Raw genomic sequence first — 17,800 nt, 5'->3', positions numbered from 1 at the left:
ATTACTGTGACCCTTTCTCAAAAAGCCTTTTCGCTACTCCAATATCCATTGCCCCACCACGCGCTCTCGCGCCTGACAGGCAAATTCGCCCAGTGTGATAACCCCTGGGTAAAAGACACCCTGATCAAGGCGTTTATCAAGCGCTTTAATGTCGATATGAGCCAAGCGCTGGAACCAGACCCCACCGCCTACGCCACGTTCAACGATTTCTTCACCAGGGCGCTAAAGGCCGATGCCCGCCCACTAGGCGGGGGCCTACTAAGCCCCGCCGATGGCACGCTCTCCCAGTATGGCCGCCTAACCGCAGGCCAATTGGTGCAAGCCAAAGGGCACACTTACTCCGCTCAAACGTTATTGGGTGGCGATTGCACACTGGCTGAAGAGTTTATGGGCGGAAGTTTTGCCACTGTCTATCTCTCCCCCAGAGACTACCACCGGGTACATATGCCGGTGAGCGGTACACTACGGGAAATGATCTATGTACCAGGAAGGCTTTTCTCGGTTAACCAGGCAACTGCTAACTATGTGCCAGGCCTGTTTGCCCGCAACGAGCGCCTAGTATGTATTTTCGATACTGAGCACGGCCCCATGGCTATGGTGCTAGTCGGCGCGATGATCGTCGCCGCTATCGAAACCGTCTGGGCAGGCCAGGTAACACCGCTTTCCGGTCATCCCCAGCGTATGAAGTTCGGCCAGCCAGTCATCCTGGAAAAAGGCGCAGAGATGGGCCGTTTTAAGCTAGGCTCCACGGTAGTAATGTGCTTTGCCGAGCCAGTCACCTTTGAAAATAACCCTCTTGGTGCAAAGGTGGAGATGGGCCAAACGCTGGGTACACCCTAACCATTAGCAGTTAGGTGTTGAAAACGTGAGCACGTCTTCCAGGCGTGCTTTACCCAGTGCCAGCTGCAGCAGACGATCCACTCCTAGCGCCACACCCGCACTTTCAGGCATACCGTGTTGCAGCGCGGCTAACAGATGCTCATCCACATCTACTTCCGGCAAGCCCAAGCGCTGTCGCTCAGTGTTATCTTCACTAAACCGCAGACGCTGCTCCTCGGCATCGGTTAGCTCATCATAGCCATTTGCCAGCTCAATACCGTTTAGATAAAGCTCGAACCGCGAGGCTACCCACTCGCCATCCGCATCCTGATGGCGACGCGCCAGGGCCGCCTGACTAGCAGGGTAATCTACCACCACGCTTAGTTCATTCTGGCCAAGCTGCGGTTCAATTACCATGCTCATTAATAGATCCAGGCAAGTATCTCGCCCCTCTTCTTTTAATGCATGAATAGACATTTGGCCACGCTCTGCTGCCAACGTCCGCAATGCATCAAGTGAGGTAGTAAACGGGTCAATCGACAGGTGGGTATGAAATAGTTCTCGATAGCGATAGTGCACCACTGGGCCCGCAAAGCTTGGCAGCACAGTGGCAACCAGCGTGGTGGTTTCATCAATCAGCTGCGCAAGCGTAAACCCTGGGCGATACCACTCCAGCATAGTAAATTCGATATTGTGGCGCCCCCCCACTTCACCATCGCGGAAGCTCTTGGCAAGCTGAAAGATCGGTCCACTACCCGCCGCTAGCAGGCGCTTCATATGAAACTCTGGTGAGGTTTGCAGCCACAGCCTACGCTGGCCTTTATCAGTACGCGCCCGAGTGGAAAGCGACACCAGATGCACATCAGTGCTCCCCCCCTGCCCCAATACCGGCGTTTCCACTTCCAGGATGCCGCGCTCAGCAAAAAAAGCCCGCACAGTAGCTATTAAGCGCGCACGCTCGCGCAAAGTTTCAATTGAGGCTGTCGGCCGCCAGTTAACCGTCATTTCTTCTCTCCCCAACGTAATAAAGCCACGCAGCGTACAGCGTGGCTTTATGGGCTAGGCTCTTACGTGACTTATTGATCAATCAGTGATTAAGCGCGCGATACATACTCACCTGAGCGGGTATCAATCTTTAGCACTTCACCCTGATTGATAAACAGTGGTACACGTACAACAGCACCGGATGAAAGCGTAGCAGGCTTGGAGCCGCCCTGGGCTGTATCACCCTTCAAGCCTGGATCAGTCTCAACGACTTCCAACTCAATAAAGTTGGGCGGTGTGACAGAGATTGCTTTGTCATTCCACAGCGTAATGGTGTAAGGAACCTGCTCCTTAAGCCATTTAACGGTATCCCCCAAGGCTTTCTTTTCCACAGCGTACTGCTCGAAGGAGCCATCGGTTTTCATGAAGTGCCACATGTCACCATCGGTGTAGAGATACTCCATCTCCAAATCCATGACATCGGCGCCTTCCAGCGAATCACCAGATTTGAAAGTACGCTCACCCACACGACCAGTCATCAGGTTACGTAGCTTAACGCGGTTAAACGCCTGCCCCTTACCTGGCTTAACTAGTTCGTTCTCAACGATCGAACAGGGATCGCCGTCGAGCATTACTTTCAAACCGCCCTTGAATTCGTTGGTAGAATAGTTCGCCATAGTGCCTCTCAATGTTTTATTTCAGTAGCATAATGCGCGAAGCCACGCTTCGCTATATCGTTCTTCAACTGTGCGCGCATGATAACCCGAAGGAGGGCTTTTTGCAGGAGAACATCATTATCGCTGGTAAGTGCACGTCTGCCCAGGCACCAGTCTCATGGCAGCAGCAACTTTCCCAGGCGATCCGCGACCCTAATGCCCTTTGCAAACGGCTAGGTTTGAGCGACCAGTGGCTAGCTGGTGCTCACGCAGGGCACCTGCAGTTTGATATTTGCGTGCCCGAAGCCTACCTGGCACGAATTAAGGCCAATAACCCTGATGACCCACTGCTCCGCCAAGTTCTCCCCATTAGCGATGAAATGCTAACGCCTCACGGCTATGTTACAGATCCGCTGGAAGAAGCCGATCATCTACCCGTTAAAGGGTTGATTCATAAGTATGCAAACCGCGTACTATTAATAGCCAGCCCCAACTGCGCGATTAACTGCCGCTACTGCTTTAGGCGCCACTTTCCCTATAGTGATAATTCGCCTTCACGTGCCCAGTGGCAGGAAGCACTTGATTACTTGCGAGGGAACACCTCTATACATGAAGCGATTTTGTCCGGTGGCGACCCGCTTGCTGCCAACGACCGCCAGCTGTCATGGCTTGTCGAACAGCTTGAAAGTATCCCGCACCTGAAACGGTTGCGCATCCATACCCGCCTGCCAGTGGTAATCCCAGACCGCGTTGATAACGACCTACTTGGCTGGCTATCGTCAACTCGTTTGCAAAAAGTCGTGGTGCTGCATATTAACCACGCCAATGAAATTGACCAAGCGGTGATGGATGCCTGCACGCGCCTTAAGCAAGCAGGCGCTACGCTACTTAACCAAAGCGTACTGCTACGTGGTGTAAACGACGATGTAGCCACCTTAGAGACACTATCTGAACGGCTATTTGAAGCAGGAGTTCTGCCCTATTACCTGCATGTATTAGACCCAGTGCAGGGTGCCGCCCACTTTAACGTACCCGATGATGAAGCACGCACATTGGTCACTCAATTGCGCGATCATTTACCCGGATTCTTAATGCCGCGCCTCGTGCGGGAAGTGCCCGGCAGAGGGAGTAAAACGCCACTGTGACGTTATGAATGGCAAAACCATGGAAGTGAAAGTGTGGCCTTATTCGTAACGCAGGCACGTTCATTGAAGGCGGGGAATCACCTGACTTGGTAGCTACGGACTTGGTAGCTACGGACTTGGTAGCTGGCAGGGATAGCTGGTGAGTCGCTCATAGCGCCGATTATAGGGCTCGTCCGTAAGTCACATACACACGGGCCTTAACTAGCCGAGCTCCTTGGACTGCTCTTGAGTTCGGCTGGCACGTGAACGGCTAGCGGCCCTAAAACACACCCGCATCAATGGCATCAGTAACCATAACAATGGCGTAAGCAGCCAGCGGTAGATAAACCGGGTAATGATCAACACCGGCAATAGCACAATGAGCCAGATAAGAAACTGCCCAAGCCATGTTGGCCAGCCTAGCCATTGAGACAGGTTAGCACCTAAGGCACTGACTAGACTCGGGTGGCGAACGACCACATAACCGGTGGTAGCCACCGCAGCAATCTTGGCCATGCGCGGCAGCGTGGAGAAACGACCGCCAGAGGCAATGATTCCTTGCTGCAGTCCTGCACGTGTACCCTGAGCTTCAACGCTGCCTACTCGGGCAGCACGTGCAGTTCGAGCTGCTTTTAACACTTTGACAGTACTGGCCATCACCAATATATCAACGCCAGCCCAGCCAAGGTCACTGGCGCCTATTGCCTCACCGCGTCTCCACTGGCTTTCCAAATCGCGTAAACCACTAGTGAAGAAATCCCCCACACCCGACACTACCCGCTCGCCTTGCAGCCACTCAACATTACCCTCATCGCCTATCACAAACTGGTTGAGCAGCCCGTGTCCGTTGGTCTCCAGTAACGCAATGCCCATCTGACCACGTCGATAGGGAGTTAATTCTGCTATTGCGGCTTCGGCTGTACCATTTATCTCAGCACCATTCGACGGCTCATCGCTCCACCAGCGGCTGACTTGCTGATAGCGCTCGCCAACCCAGTGCTGGGCACGCAGCGTGGCGATATCATGGTCACGGAAATAGCTCACCGGTAGCACCGCATCGGCGCCAAAGCGCACCAGCACTTCCTGGAATTGAGGAGAAAAGCCATAGTCGAGCAGCGTACTCCGCGCTATATCGTTGTGACGATATAGCGCTAGCGAGGCACTCATCCACAGCGGCTGATCTGCCGCGTAGCTGAGAAATAGCGCGTTGATCTCGGGTGACTCTTGCTCAAGCGTTGGTGCAAGCGCTGGAAGCGCTCGCCGCACTTCCAGGTGCACCAGCCGAGAATCAAACGGCTCGTTAGAAGCGACGGCCGATAGCAGCCCTGCGATCACAATCGCTGTTAACACGATGAGTTGCCAAGGCCGCATCGCCATTTACCCCAGCGACTCCACCGTCACATTCGCAGCAGGAGCTTGGGTAGAAAGGTGTCGATTAATGGCACTAAGCACCCCTTTCATGGAGGCGCTGGTAATACTCTCATCCGTCCCCACGCCAAATACCGCGTTACCCTCGATACGTACTTCTACATAGGCGATGGCCTCGGCATCGGCCCCCTGACCACGGGAGTGCTCGTGATAGTCGATGATTTCCACATCTTGCCCATTTGCCACCAACGCTTTAACAAAAGCAGCTAATGGGCCATTACCCTCACCTTTTAACGTTTGACGACTAGTGTCAGTTGCTAGCTTGGTTTCCAACACAGCCTCCAACGTCACCTTGGGACTATCAGGCTCAGAAGAGAGACGGTGGCTAATGAGTCCAAAGGGAGCACGCTTCTCAAGGTACTCATCTAAGAACGCCTGATAGATCATCTGCGAGGTGATCTCTTTACCGGTGCGCTCAGCTACTTCTTGCACCACCTGGCTAAATTCAATGGAAAGCCGACGTGGCAATTCAATACCGTGCTCCTGCTCCAGCAGGTAAGACACACCGCCTTTACCCGATTGGCTGTTAACGCGAATCACCGCCTCATAGCTGCGCCCCACATCCAACGGGTCAATGGGCAGGTACGGCACATCCCAAACAGCGTCAGGGTTAGCGCGGCGATCCGCCATGCCTTTTTTAATCGCATCCTGATGGGAGCCGGAGAAAGCGGTAAACACCAAGTCCCCCACATAGGGATGGCGCGGATGTACGGGCAGTTGGTTGCAGTACTCCACTTCACGCATGATCGGGGTGATATTGGAGAAGTCGAGCTGCGGGTGGACACCCTGGGTATACATGTTCATGGCTAAGGTGACGATATCGACGTTGCCGGTACGCTCACCGTTGCCAAATAACGTCCCTTCCACACGGTCAGCACCTGCCATCAGCGTCAACTCTGCCGCTGCAACTCCGGTACCGCGGTCATTATGGGGGTGAACGCTAACGATCAAGTGATCACGATTTTTAACGTGACGGCAGAACCATTCAATCTGGTCAGCGTAGTTATTTGGCGTCGCCACCTCTACAGTGGCCGGCAGGTTGACGATCATACGTTTATCGGCGCTGGCGCCATAAGCGTCCATTACCGCTTCGACGATCTCTACCGCGAAATCCATCTCGGTGGTGGTAAACAGTTCAGGAGAGTACTGAAAGGTCCAATTCGTCTCTGGATGAGCTGACATCAAGTCACGAATTTGCGCCGTGGCGTCCACCGCTATTTGAATACATTCGGCTTTATCGACGTTAAACACCACTCGACGAAACATTGGGTCAGTGGCGTTATAGACGTGAACAATCGCATTTTTGACGCCCTTTAAGGCCTCGAAAGTGCGCTCAATCAAATGTGGACGTGCCTGAGTCAGCACTTGAATGGTCACATCTTCGGGAATTTTGTCCTGCTCTATCAGCGAGCGCACAAAGTCGAAATCAGTCTGCGACGCCGAAGGAAAACCGACCTCAATCTCTTTAAAGCCGATTTTAAGCAACCTATCGAATAACCGCTGCTTACGCTCTTGATCCATCGGATCAATCAAAGATTGATTGCCGTCCCGTAAGTCAACGCTGCACCAGATAGGCGCTACTTCAATACGTTGGTTTGGCCACTGGCGATCGGGTAGCTCTACAGCCACGAAGGGACGATATTTTTTCGAAGGCTCTGATAGCATCATGGCGGGGCTCCTAACGTCGGTCGATTTTGGGTGTGTCAGCACGCTGGGTAAGCGCGGCTTCCATACGGTCAAGCTGGCTACGCAACGCTTTTACGTCAGCACGTAATCCTTGTATCTCTGCAGCCTCTCCCTCGCCGCTTTCCAAGTCAATCAGCGCGCTCTCTTTTTGCATGACGTCCAGCACGATGCCGATCATCATGTTCAGGAAAATAAACGCATTCAGAAAGATAAAGGTCAGAAAATAGATCCAGGCATAGGGGAAGTGCTCCATAGTGGGATAAAGCACTGCTGTCGCCCAGCTTTCAAAAGTCGCCACCTGGAACAGCGTCAACATGGCGAGAGCGATATTACCCCATAGCTGCTCATCAACCTCATGGAAGATAAAGCTACCAATAGCAGCGTAAATATAAAAAATAATGAACATCAGCAGTGCGACATAGCCCATCCGCGGGATCGACTTAACCAGTGACACCAGCAATAAGCGCAACTCGGGAATCATCGATACCAAGCGCAATACCCTGAAGATTCTTAACAGGCGCGCCAACAGCACCATTTCTGAATCATCCATGGGTATGAGACTAGCCGTCACAATGAGGAAATCGAAAACATTCCAACCCTTTTTGAAAAAGCTGATTAAGTTTCGCTCTGCCGCCATGCGAATCAACAACTCAACCAAAAAGAACACCGTGACCGCAACGTCAAGGTACATGAGCCACTGCTCAAACTGGCTCGCTTCATCGTAGGTTCGCGCCCCAATCATTAGGGCAGACACGACGATAATGGCAATCACCACTGTTTCAAATAGCTTATTACTGCGCAGCTTTTCGAAACGGTCCTGCCAAGTATTGAAGGGTTCACTCATGGAGCAAGGTTTCTCTAGGGGTTAATCGGCACACTTTATACCAAACTATTGATCTTTCCACATGGCCGACATATGCATAGTTTTCGGCTTGTCTGCTAGTGGTCCATACTACTTTACGGTAAGCTCCCCCCGGTTTGTTAGCCTGTTGTGAGGTACACCTATGTGGAGCCTATTTAGGCTGTCGACACTATCCCTAACGGCACTGGTATTGGCGGGGTGCTCAGACCCCAAAATCGATACCAGTTCAATGCCTGCGGCGGTTGTCTCTGTTGAAAAAGTACGCAATTCATTGCCTACCTATAAGCATGATGAGTTTGACCAAGCGCTAAAAATTATCGCTATGTCATCGTTTAGTAGCGTGAATTTATTAAGCCCACACCGTATGAATGCCGCTGAGATTGCCGAAACGGCCAATGCGTATATGCATGGCTTGACCGGTGACGAAGTTATCGAGCGCGCCGATAGAATGCTGCGCGAGCGTCGCGCACGGGAGCGCGAGCAAGCAATGCGCATGCTTGAACGCTTGGAAACAAAACAAGCTAATGCGGAGCAAGACCAGCAGCAGCTAGCGCAGGTGAGTATCGACAGGGCCAGATACTATATCAGCAACAGTCCCTTTGGTGCTCCGGAGCCAGTGATTGACCTTGAGGTAACTAACGGTTCCGACCAAGCCATCTCAGAGCTACTGCTTCGTGGTCTGCTGCAAAGCCCCAACCAGGAAGTGGCTTGGGTCGATGAATCGTTCTACTACCGCATTTCAGGTGGGCTAGCGCCTGGTGAAACCGCTCACTGGAGCCTTGCGCCGAACCGTTTTGGCCCTTGGGGTAATGACCAGATCCCTAGCAATGCGGTTCTCACGCTAACCCTACAAGGAGTAAATGATGCCCAGGGCAAGCCGCTTTGGAGTACACCTCCACTGACTGACAATGAAATTGCACGGCTTGAAACGCTGCGTCACGAGTATGGCAGCACCACTCCTCAGCCAGCTGATGAGTAATGCAGGGGGCGGTGTCACAGCACCGCCCCGCTAGCCATCACTGCAGTACCTGTTTGCTTAAACACCGGGTTACTACTTAAACACAGGCTTGTCTTGTACCTATCTGTCAGTCGATTAAATCTGCCGCACCGTAGCCCATTAAGTAAAGCACACCATCAAGACCCGCTGTAGAAAGTGCCTGGCGCGCCTGGGCACGCACCAGCGGCTTAGCACGAAATGCCACGCCAAGCCCTGCTTTAGCCAGCATTTTCAGATCATTAGCACCATCACCTACGGCAACCGTTTGCGCCAAGGTAAACCCCTCCCTTTGGGCAATATGCTCCAATAGGTCGGCTTTACGCTCAGCATCGACAATCGGCTCAAGTACACCACCGGTTACTTTGCCACCTTCGATGATCAGTTCATTGGCATGGACTTCATCAAACCCAAGCCTGTCCTGGAGATAGTGGGCAAAATAGGTAAAGCCGCCCGATAAAATCGCTGTGCGAAAACCCAAGTGTTTGAGGTTTTTCATCAGGCGCTCAACGCCATCCATCAGCGGTAGCTCAGCGGCAATTTCCGCCAACACAGATTCATCCAGCCCCTCAAGCTTACTCATTCGAGCACGAAAGCTTTGTTTGAAATCTAACTCACCACGCATGGCCTGCTCAGTGATTTCGGCCACTTCATCGCCTACCCCATGACGACGAGCCAACTCGTCAATCACTTCGGCTTTAATCAGTGTGGAATCCATATCAAAGCAAACCAACCGGGGGCTCACCGCATCACGCTCATCTTGCTGAATAACAATATCCACGTCCAGCGTTTCACCCAGCGATAACGCAGCATGACGCAGGGCGTCAAGGTCAGCGCTGCCACTACCCATACTCAAACGCTGCTCAGTGCAGTCAATGCCCTGGCCATGTGACGCCGTCGCATCAGCCAGCTGCTGCATGCTTACTTCCTGCAGGCCAAACTGCGCGACCAAAGCGGCCACCTGCGCGTGAATATCCGCTGTTAAACGCGGCGCTAATACAGTTAAAAGGAGATCACCGCGTGCCATCACTTAGCTCCTGCCATTATTTAGTCCCCTACTTCTAATTGGTCGACTTTTTGGAAACCACGTGGCAGCTTACTCCCCCGCCTGCCTCGCTCGCCGTGATAATACGCGAGATCATCCGCTTTTAGGGTGAGTTTGCGCTTACCCGCGTGAATAATCAGCTCCCTGCCTTCAGCCACCACGGTAATAGCTCGCACAAACTCCTCTCGGCGCGCCGCACGAGGGCCAGGAATATCGAGCATTTTATTGCCCTTCCCCTTGGCCATTTCAGGTAGTTGCGTCAATGGGAAGAGCAACAGCCTACCCTCATTGGACACCGAGGCTACCCATAACCCTTCACCTTCAGGCACTTCTATAGGTGCCATTACACTGCACCCTTTGGGCACACTAAGGACCGCTTTACCGGCTTTATTCTTACCGGTAAGCGTATCGAGCCGCGCGACGAAACCATAGCCGCCATCTGTAGCGAGCAAAAAGCGCCGTTCGGGTGGCGCCAACATCAGACCCGCCATTTTCGCTCCAGCAGCAACGTTAGCACGTCCGGTGACGGGTTCCCCCTGCCCCCTGGCGCTAGGTAAGTTATGTGCTGATAGCGTATAGGCACGCCCAGTATCATCCAGTAACACCAGCGGCTGATTGGTTTTGCCTCGGGCCGCTAAGTGGAAACTATCGCCGGCCTTATAGGAGAGCCCCTCGGGATCGATATCGTGTCCTTTAGCTGCGCGAATCCAGCCTTTATCGGACAGCACCACCGTAATGGGGTCAGCTCCCATTAGCTCGACTTCAGAAAGTGCCTTGGACTCTGCACGCTCAACCAAGGGTGAGCGGCGTTCGTCACCATGCTCTTTACCCGCTGCACGAATCTCTTTTTCGATCAGTGTGGTGAGTTTGGCTTCGCTACCCAGCAGCCCCTGCAGATATTTGCGCTCTTTCTCTAGCTCATCTTGCTCACCTCGGATCTTCATCTCTTCGAGTTTGGCAAGATGACGCAGGCGTAGCTCTAAAATGGCTTCTGCTTGTCGCTCAGAGAGACTAAAGGCAGCCATCAGCGAGGCTTTTGGGTCGTCCTCCTCGCGAATAATACGGATCACTTCATCAAGGTCGAGGTAGGCGATCAATAGGCCTTCCAGGATATGCAGACGATCTTCCACTTTGCCTAAGCGATGCTCTAAGCGGCGACGCACCGTACTACGACGAAACTGTAACCACTCCCCCAGCATTTCGGGTAGCGGCATGACCCGTGGGCGGCCATCCAGACCGATCACGTTCATGTTCACCCGCACGTTCTTTTCTAAGTCAGTGGTCGCAAATAGGTGCGCCATGAGTGATTCAACATCAACGCGATTAGAGCGCGGTTCAATCACTAGGCGGGTGGGCTCTTCGTGGGTCGACTCATCACGAAGATCAGCCACCATAGGCAATTTTTTGGCCTGCATTTGAGCAGCTATCTGCTCAAGCACCTTGGCGCCACTCACTTGGTAGGGCACCGCAGTAATAACGATATTGGCTTCTTCGCGAATGTAACGCGCACGCAGCTTGACCGAACCACGCCCAGATTCGTAGAGTTTCCGCAGGTCTGCTGGCGGAGTAATAATTTCCGCATCGGTTGGGAAATCTGGCGCAGGCACAAATTCCATCAAGTCAGCAGTGGTAGCGTTGGGGTTACGCAACAGGTGGCAGGTAGCTTCGACCACTTCCGTCACGTTATGCGGCGGTATATCTGTCGCCATACCTACTGCGATGCCGGTACCGCCATTTAATAACACATGAGGTAGTCGGGCTGGCAATACGACAGGTTCTTGCATAGTGCCGTCAAAGTTCGGCGTCCACTCCACTGTCCCCTGGCCTAGCTCACTCAGGAGTACTTCAGCAAACTTGGAAAGCTTGGCCTCGGTATAGCGCATAGCAGCAAAGGATTTCGGGTCATCCGGGCTACCCCAGTTACCTTGGCCATCTACCAGTGGATAGCGGTAGCTAAACGACTGGGCCATCAACACCATCGCTTCGTAGCAGGCGCTATCGCCGTGGGGGTGGAATTTACCCAGTACGTCACCAACCGTACGTGCTGACTTTTTGTACTTGGCATTGGCGTGCAGCGCCAACTCACGCATGGCGTAGATAATCCGCCGTTGCACGGGCTTCATGCCATCGCCGATGTTAGGCAGGGCGCGGTCTAAAATAACGTACATCGAGTAGTCGAGGTACGCTTTTTCGGTGTAGTCGCGCAGGGACAGTCGTTCGACGTCGCCCTCCGCTACTTGAATATCCATGGTCATCGGGGGTTATACCTCAATGTCTGCGAGGTTGCCGTAATCTTCTAGCCACTTTTTGCGGTCGCTGGCTCGCTTTTTGGCCAGCAGCATATCCATCATTTCCATGGTGCCGTCGCCCTCTTCCAGGGTGAGCTGAACTAAACGGCGGGTTTCCACAGCCATGGTGGTTTCCCGCAGCTGTAATGGGCTCATTTCACCCAAGCCTTTAAAGCGCTGGACGTTGGGTGTTCCACGCTTCTTGGCCAGCTGTTTGAGAATGGCGGCTTTCTCGCTCTCATCCAGGGCGTAGTGCACCTCTTTACCTAAATCGATACGGTAAAGCGGCGGCATCGCCACATACACGTGGCCTGCGTCTACCAGGCTTGGGAAGTGACGCACAAATAGCGCACACAGCAACGTAGCGATATGCAGGCCATCAGAGTCGGCGTCGGCGAGGATGCACACCTTGTGGTAACGCAACTTTTCCAAATCGGCACTGCCTGGGTCGGCACCAATTGCTACGGCGATATCATGAACTTCCTGGGAGCCATAAATATCGTGGGTATCGACTTCCCAAGTGTTCAGAATTTTTCCGCGCAGCGGCAAAATCGCTTGGGTTTCGCGGTTGCGCGCCTGCTTAGCACTGCCCCCTGCTGAATCACCCTCTACTAAAAACAGCTCGCTCAGGGCAGGGTCTTGGCCGGAGCAATCAGCCAGTTTGCCAGGCAGTGCAGGGCCGGAGGTGACCTTTTTACGGGCAACTTTCTTGGATTTTTTCTGGCGTTGCTGGGCGGCGCTAATCACCATTTCAGCCAGCTGTTCTGCTTGCTCAACGTGGTGGTTCAACCACAGCGAGAAAGCATCTTTCAGCACTCCGGAAACAAAACCAGCAATGGTACGCGACGATAAGCGCTCTTTGGTCTGCCCGGCAAACTGGGGATCCAGCATCTTCACCGACAGCACAAAGGAAGCCCGCTCCCACAGGTCGTCGGCGGTAAGCTTAATACCCCGGGGCAGCAAACTGCGGAATTCACAAAACTCTCTCAGCGCATCCAACAGCCCTGAGCGAAAACCGTTCACATGGGTGCCACCCTGAGGCGTAGGAATCAGGTTGACGTAGCTTTCCAACAGCGCTTCGCCACCTTCGGGCAACCACTGAATGGCCCAATCCACGCCGTGCTCATCATCCACAAAGTGACCAACAAAGGGCTCTTTGGGCAGCACCTCGTAACCATCGGTAGCTTCAGCCAGGTAGTCGCGTAAGCCATCAGCGTAGGCCCATTCGGTTTTAGTGCCATCAGGCTCTACCAACGTGACAGAAAGCCCTGGGCACAGCACCGCTTTGGCACGTAACAGATGTTTTAGCTTGGAAAGCGCAAGCTTAGGGCTGTCGAAGTAGCTTTCGTCGGGCCAAAACCGCACTAATGTGCCAGTCGCCCGCTTGGCGGCTTTACCAATTTCGTGCAGCTCTGCGACTTTTTCACCAAATTCAAACGCCATGGCGTGGCGCGCACCATTGCGGGTGACCTCTACGTCTAACCGGCGCGACAGGGCGTTAACCACCGAAACCCCAACACCGTGTAAGCCGCCTGAAAAGCGATAGCTGGAGGAGGAAAATTTCCCCCCCGAGTGAAGTTTGGTAAATATTAACTCAACACCCGATACCCCATACTCAGGGTGCAGGTCGATTGGCATGCCACGACCATTATCCTGCACCTCGATAGCCCCATCACTATGCAGCACCACACTAATCGCTGATGCGTGACCGGCAAGCGCCTCATCGACACTGTTGTCGATCACCTCTTGGGCGAGGTGGTTGGGCCGCGAGGTATCGGTATACATACCGGGACGCTTACGTACCGGCTCGAGCCCGGACAGGACTTCAATAGAGCTCGCGCCGTACTGGGAGGCATCAAACTGGGTCATGTAGCGTCGGTTCCTGAAAAATAACGTTTCCTGAAAAAATAGTCCTGGCGGCCACACAGCATAATTAAAGGTACTGCTTTAAAGCACAGCAGGCGGCCGACGAAAGAGCACAGGATAGCGGAAAAGCAAAAAGCTGTATATCCAGCCATGATAATCAAAATGCCGTACTACTCCTGCTCTACTACTCCTGCTCTGCCGCCCAGAATGCCTCAATCAAACCGCGACTGGATGCGTCCATACGGGAGATATCACCTTTACCATCAATAATCGCCTGGGTGTCGGTGGCAATTTGCTTGCCTAGCTCCACCCCCCATTGATCAAATGGATTGATATCCCAAATCACCGCCTGCACAAATACCTTGTGCTCGTATAGGGCGATCAGCGCCCCCAAGGTGGCGGGCGTTAGTTTATCCAGTAGCACCGTGGTGGAAGGCTGATTACCCCGATAGCGTTTATGCTCAGGGCGCGGCCCATCATCTTCCAAGGCGTCATCCCCCAGCATGAGTACCCGAGACTGAGCAAAGCAGTTCGCCAACGCTAAGCGGTGCTGGGCTTTTAAGTGGCGGCGGGTATCTGGATCTTCTACATCATCGTAGCGCTTCAACGGGGCAATAAAATCGCATACCACCGACTGAGTCCCCTGGTGAAGCAGTTGATAAAAAGCGTGCTGAGCATTGGGACCCAGCTGGCCCCATAGCACTGGGCAGGTAGAGTAACTGACTGGGTGCCCTTGGCGGGTAACCGATTTGCCATTGGACTCCATCTCCAGCTGTTCAAGATAGGCAGCAAAGTACTCTAACCGTCCATCGTAAGGCAGAATTGAATGAGCACGAATGTCCAGAAAGTTAACATTCCAGATACCCGCTAAGCCCAGCAATATCGGTAGGTTGTCTTCCATAGGCGCATCGCGGAAGTGCGTATCCATTGCGTGGGCGCCCGCCAGTAGCTCACGGAAATTATCCATGCCCACTACCAATGCGATGGGCAGGCCAATGGTCCCCCACAACGAATAACGCCCGCCAACCCACTCCCAGAACATAAGCTGGTGGTCTGCCGTAATTCCCCACTCGCTCATTTTTTCAGGGCAAGCAGAAACCCCAATAAAGTGCTGGCGGACAATTAACTCTGCGCTTAAGGGCGTAGCACTTGGTATATCGCCATGTGTTGAGAGCCGGCCTAACAACCAGTCCTTAGCCGTATTGGCGTTGGAAAGTGTGTCGATGGTAGTAAACGACTTAGACGAGAGCACAAAAATAGTCGTTTCAGGGTTAAAGCGGCTTAAGTAGTCCGCCAGCTGAGAGCCATCCATAGTGGACGCAAAATGCACTTCTAGCGGGTGAATACCTTTCGGACGATAATCTGCCAGCGCATGAGTGACCATTAGCGGACCTAAGTCTGAGCCACCCACCCCCAGGTTCACCACATGGCGGATCGGCTTGCCAGTGGCACCCCGCCATTGCCCTGCATGCAGCCGCTGAACTAAGCGCTCCATCTGGGCGAGGCTCTCGTGCACATCACCGACCACGTTAGTGCCTTCCACATTTAGAACGGCATCGGCTGGTAACCGCAGAGCAGTGTGTAGCGCAGGACGGTTCTCGCTCACATTTACCCGCTTCCCGCTCAACAGTGCATCAATTGCTGCTGGCACACCGGCTTCATGGGCGAGCGCTAACAGATGCTCTAACGTGTCATCGTCCCAACGCTGTTTGGAAAGGTCCAGGGTAAGCCCTGCTACCTGGCGGGTAAAGTTGGTCCAACGGCTGGCATCGTCGCCGAACAAATTTTTCAAATGAACGCGTTGCAGCGACTGAGCGTGCTGTTGCAGCGTTTGCCAAGCGGGTAGCGTATCAGGGGTGGTACGTGTTGCTGAAGCCATGTGCCCTCTCCTTTGGCGTCGTTCCATGCAGCAGGAATCGTTATAGACAGGTCTGTTCTGGTTAACCAAGGGCGCGTAAACTACGCAGCCTCATTAATAAACCTGGCTAGCCCATGAGTGATGCATCTTACCGCGACGCTATCTTTTCAACACCCCTAGATAAGGTGGCAAGGTTCTCCTTCGACGAACAGGTGGTCGCGTGCTTCCCTGATATGATTCGTCGTTCGGTGCCCGGATACGGGCAAATTCTTGGCATGTTGAGCTTGATTGCCCAGCGTCACCTGCGCCACGGCGCCCATGTCTACGACCTGGGTTGTTCACTGGGGGCATCTGGACTGGCACTGGCGGGCGTGCTACCCCCTGATGCGTTTCGCTACACAGGGGTAGACCTTTCTCCTGCGATGGTGGCCAGGGCCAAACAAACCTTTCAGGAAGAGTGCTCTAACCACACCATGCAGGTTGAAGAAGCTGACATACGTACACTTGAGTATGCGCCTTCCGGCATGATCATTCTCAACTTTACGCTGCAGTTTCTCCCCCCCGCCGATCGTGATGCACTATTGAAACGGCTGTACGATGCCCTTGAGCCTGGGGGCGTGTTGATTTTGTCGGAAAAAACCATTGATGCCGACGAGCGAGACAACGCCTGGCGAGTTGAGCGCTACCACGACTTCAAACGCGCCAATGGCTACAGTGATATGGAAATTAGCCAAAAGCGCACAGCCTTAGAAAACGTACTGATTCCCGATACCCTGGACGCCCTCCACGGCCGTTTAGCTCAGGCGGGCTTTCCCCGCTCGATGACGTGGTTCCAGTACCTTAACTTCACCTCACTGATCGCCTTTAAGGAGGGGTGACGTGCCGCTACTTCCTGACGATCATCGCGTGCTGTACCAAGCATTTTTAGATCAAGCCACCCAGGATGCCACCTTAACCCCGTGGCTTGCCAAACTGCCCGAACAGCTCGCCCGAGGGCTAGACCGCCAGCGCCATGGCGATCTTTCGGCCTGGGAGAAAGCCGTCGCTAAACTGCCGGCCCTGCCTGATGAGCGGCACGTTGACCTAACCAGTGACACACTGACAATCGATGTTGCTTTAAGCGATAGTCAACAGCGCCAGTGCTTCAATCTGCTGAGAAAGCTAGCCCCCTGGCGCAAAGGCCCTTTTCGGCTGGGCGGTATTGATATTGACACTGAATGGCGTTCCGACTGGAAATGGCAGCGCGTTGCCCCACACCTTGCTCCCCTTAAATACCGTAAGGTGCTGGATGTTGGTGGCGGTAGCGGCTACCACGCATGGCGCATAGCCGGTGAAGGAGCCGCATTTGTCTTGGTGATTGATCCTTCTCCACGCTTTTATTGGCAGTTTCAGGCGGTACGTCACTTTGTTGGCGATGCAGATGGCGGGCGCACTCAGTTTCTGCCGGTAGGTATTGAAGACGTGCCGGAAAAGCTGGGCTTTTTCGATACCGTATTTTCCATGGGGGTACTCTACCACCGCCCTTCGCCCCTTGAGCACTTACAACAGTTGAAAGATGCACTAACCCCCGGTGGCGAGCTGGTACTAGAAACATTGGTCGTTGAAGGTGATGAACAAACGGTGTTTGTGCCCGGTGAACGCTACGCTGCGATGCCAAATGTCTATTTCCTACCCTCTTCTAAGGCACTATGCCACTGGCTGGAACGCAGTGGTTTCACCAATGTTCGGGTCGTCGATGAGGCGGTCACCACGCTAGAAGAGCAACGCTCAACCGAATGGATGACCTACCAGTCACTGGCAGACTTTCTTGACCCCAATGACCGCACCCGCACCATTGAAGGCTACCCCGCCCCCCGCCGGGCGGTAATTTTGGCGAATAAGCCGGAGTAGGAATATGTCGCCGCCCTAGCGGCAACGTCAAAAATGGGGCATAGCCGGAAGCCATGGCTTTAAGCAACCATGCACTTCACCGGCTGCGGCAGATCACTCCAAGTAGGGCTGCATTTCTATCCATTCTGAAATGTCCCATAGCCGCATGCCTTCATCTTTGGCAGCCTGTGCCTTCTCGTCCAGCGCCCAGGCAGAAGGCGACAACAGCGTCGCGAGTGTCAGTCCTGCCAGTGTGGTCAGTAGGTTTGATCGCTTCGTTAACAACATCAGGGACCAAGTTTTTCGGGGAAGTAGGAAAGC

At 53.6% G+C, this 17,800-nt stretch carries 14 protein-coding genes and 1 pseudogene; 5 read left to right on the top strand and 10 right to left on the bottom strand.

Annotated features, from left to right (window positions below; translation table 11 throughout):
- Positions 1-6: 6 nt before the first annotated feature.
- Complete coding sequence (gene asd / locus CPA45_RS00075) at positions 7-840, top strand: archaetidylserine decarboxylase (protein WP_096650190.1); 834 nt, start codon at positions 7-9, stop codon at positions 838-840.
- A 3-nt stretch (positions 841-843) separates the two neighbouring features.
- Here the strand turns inward: asd and epmA are convergent, their stop codons facing one another.
- Together epmA and efp are read right to left on the bottom strand one after the other, a co-directional pair.
- Positions 844-1,824 carry an EF-P lysine aminoacylase EpmA gene (gene epmA / locus CPA45_RS00070; protein ID WP_096649172.1) on the bottom strand — a complete coding sequence of 327 codons (981 nt, stop codon included), beginning with the start codon at positions 1,822-1,824 and terminating at the stop codon, positions 844-846.
- An 89-nt stretch (positions 1,825-1,913) separates the two neighbouring features.
- Complete coding sequence (efp, locus tag CPA45_RS00065; RefSeq protein WP_096649169.1) at positions 1,914-2,480, bottom strand: elongation factor P; 567 nt, start codon at positions 2,478-2,480, stop codon at positions 1,914-1,916.
- Positions 2,481-2,581: 101 nt separating this feature from the next.
- Here efp and epmB point away from each other — a divergent pair, with 101 nt between their 5' ends.
- On the top strand, positions 2,582-3,604 hold the full coding sequence (epmB, locus tag CPA45_RS00060) for an EF-P beta-lysylation protein EpmB (RefSeq protein ID WP_096650189.1): 1,023 nt from the start codon (positions 2,582-2,584) through the stop codon (positions 3,602-3,604).
- 201 nt (positions 3,605-3,805) lie between these two features.
- Here epmB and CPA45_RS00055 read toward each other — a convergent pair whose 3' ends face one another.
- The 3 genes from CPA45_RS00055 to CPA45_RS00045 are packed head-to-tail and all read right to left on the bottom strand — an operon-like array spanning position 3,806 to position 7,541.
- Positions 3,806-4,954: a hypothetical protein gene (locus CPA45_RS00055; RefSeq protein ID WP_096650188.1), complete on the bottom strand. Its 1,149-nt coding sequence runs from the start codon at positions 4,952-4,954 to the stop codon at positions 3,806-3,808.
- Between the two features lie 6 nt (positions 4,955-4,960).
- Positions 4,961-6,679, bottom strand: coding sequence for a 2-isopropylmalate synthase (gene leuA / locus CPA45_RS00050; RefSeq protein WP_096649165.1), 1,719 nt, complete (start codon positions 6,677-6,679; stop codon positions 4,961-4,963).
- 10 nt (positions 6,680-6,689) lie between these two features.
- Positions 6,690-7,541: an ion transporter gene (locus CPA45_RS00045; RefSeq protein WP_096649162.1), complete on the bottom strand. Its 852-nt coding sequence runs from the start codon at positions 7,539-7,541 to the stop codon at positions 6,690-6,692.
- A 160-nt stretch (positions 7,542-7,701) separates the two neighbouring features.
- Here CPA45_RS00045 and CPA45_RS00040 point away from each other — a divergent pair, with 160 nt between their 5' ends.
- Positions 7,702-8,538, top strand: a complete 837-nt coding sequence (locus CPA45_RS00040; protein ID WP_340639792.1) for a DUF6694 family lipoprotein — start codon at positions 7,702-7,704, stop codon at positions 8,536-8,538.
- Between the two features lie 106 nt (positions 8,539-8,644).
- On the opposite strand, the gene serB is transcribed toward CPA45_RS00040, so the two are convergent.
- The 4 genes from serB to pgi all read right to left on the bottom strand — a co-directional run bounded on the left by serB (position 8,645) and on the right by pgi (position 15,631).
- A complete protein-coding gene (serB, locus tag CPA45_RS00035) occupies positions 8,645-9,580 on the bottom strand; it encodes a phosphoserine phosphatase SerB (RefSeq protein WP_096649159.1) in 936 nt (311 codons plus the stop codon).
- A 20-nt stretch (positions 9,581-9,600) separates the two neighbouring features.
- Complete coding sequence (gene parC, locus CPA45_RS00030; RefSeq protein ID WP_096649156.1) at positions 9,601-11,853, bottom strand: DNA topoisomerase IV subunit A; 2,253 nt, start codon at positions 11,851-11,853, stop codon at positions 9,601-9,603.
- A gap of 6 nt (positions 11,854-11,859) precedes the next feature.
- Positions 11,860-13,755 (bottom strand): DNA topoisomerase IV subunit B, encoded by a 1,896-nt coding sequence (gene parE / locus CPA45_RS00025; protein ID WP_096649153.1) that lies wholly within the window; start codon positions 13,753-13,755, stop codon positions 11,860-11,862.
- Positions 13,756-13,936: 181 nt separating this feature from the next.
- Entirely contained in the window at positions 13,937-15,631 is a 1,695-nt protein-coding gene (pgi, locus tag CPA45_RS00020) for a glucose-6-phosphate isomerase (protein ID WP_096649150.1), read from the bottom strand.
- Positions 15,632-15,744: 113 nt separating this feature from the next.
- Here pgi and cmoA point away from each other — a divergent pair, with 113 nt between their 5' ends.
- Positions 15,745-16,488, top strand: a complete 744-nt coding sequence (gene cmoA / locus CPA45_RS00015) for a carboxy-S-adenosyl-L-methionine synthase CmoA (protein WP_096649147.1) — start codon at positions 15,745-15,747, stop codon at positions 16,486-16,488.
- A 1-nt stretch (position 16,489) separates the two neighbouring features.
- Complete coding sequence (cmoB, locus tag CPA45_RS00010; RefSeq protein WP_096649144.1) at positions 16,490-17,500, top strand: tRNA 5-methoxyuridine(34)/uridine 5-oxyacetic acid(34) synthase CmoB; 1,011 nt, start codon at positions 16,490-16,492, stop codon at positions 17,498-17,500.
- A gap of 93 nt (positions 17,501-17,593) precedes the next feature.
- Here cmoB and CPA45_RS22775 read toward each other — a convergent pair.
- Positions 17,594-17,800 (bottom strand): annotated as a pseudogene (locus CPA45_RS22775) (hypothetical protein); the annotation flags it as partial.

The sequence above is a fragment of the Vreelandella nigrificans genome (assembly GCF_002374315.1).
Lineage (GTDB): Bacteria > Pseudomonadota > Gammaproteobacteria > Pseudomonadales > Halomonadaceae > Vreelandella > Vreelandella nigrificans.
The sequence above is the reverse complement of the archived record's forward strand: the minus strand, read 5'-3'. Positions and strand labels throughout refer to the sequence as shown.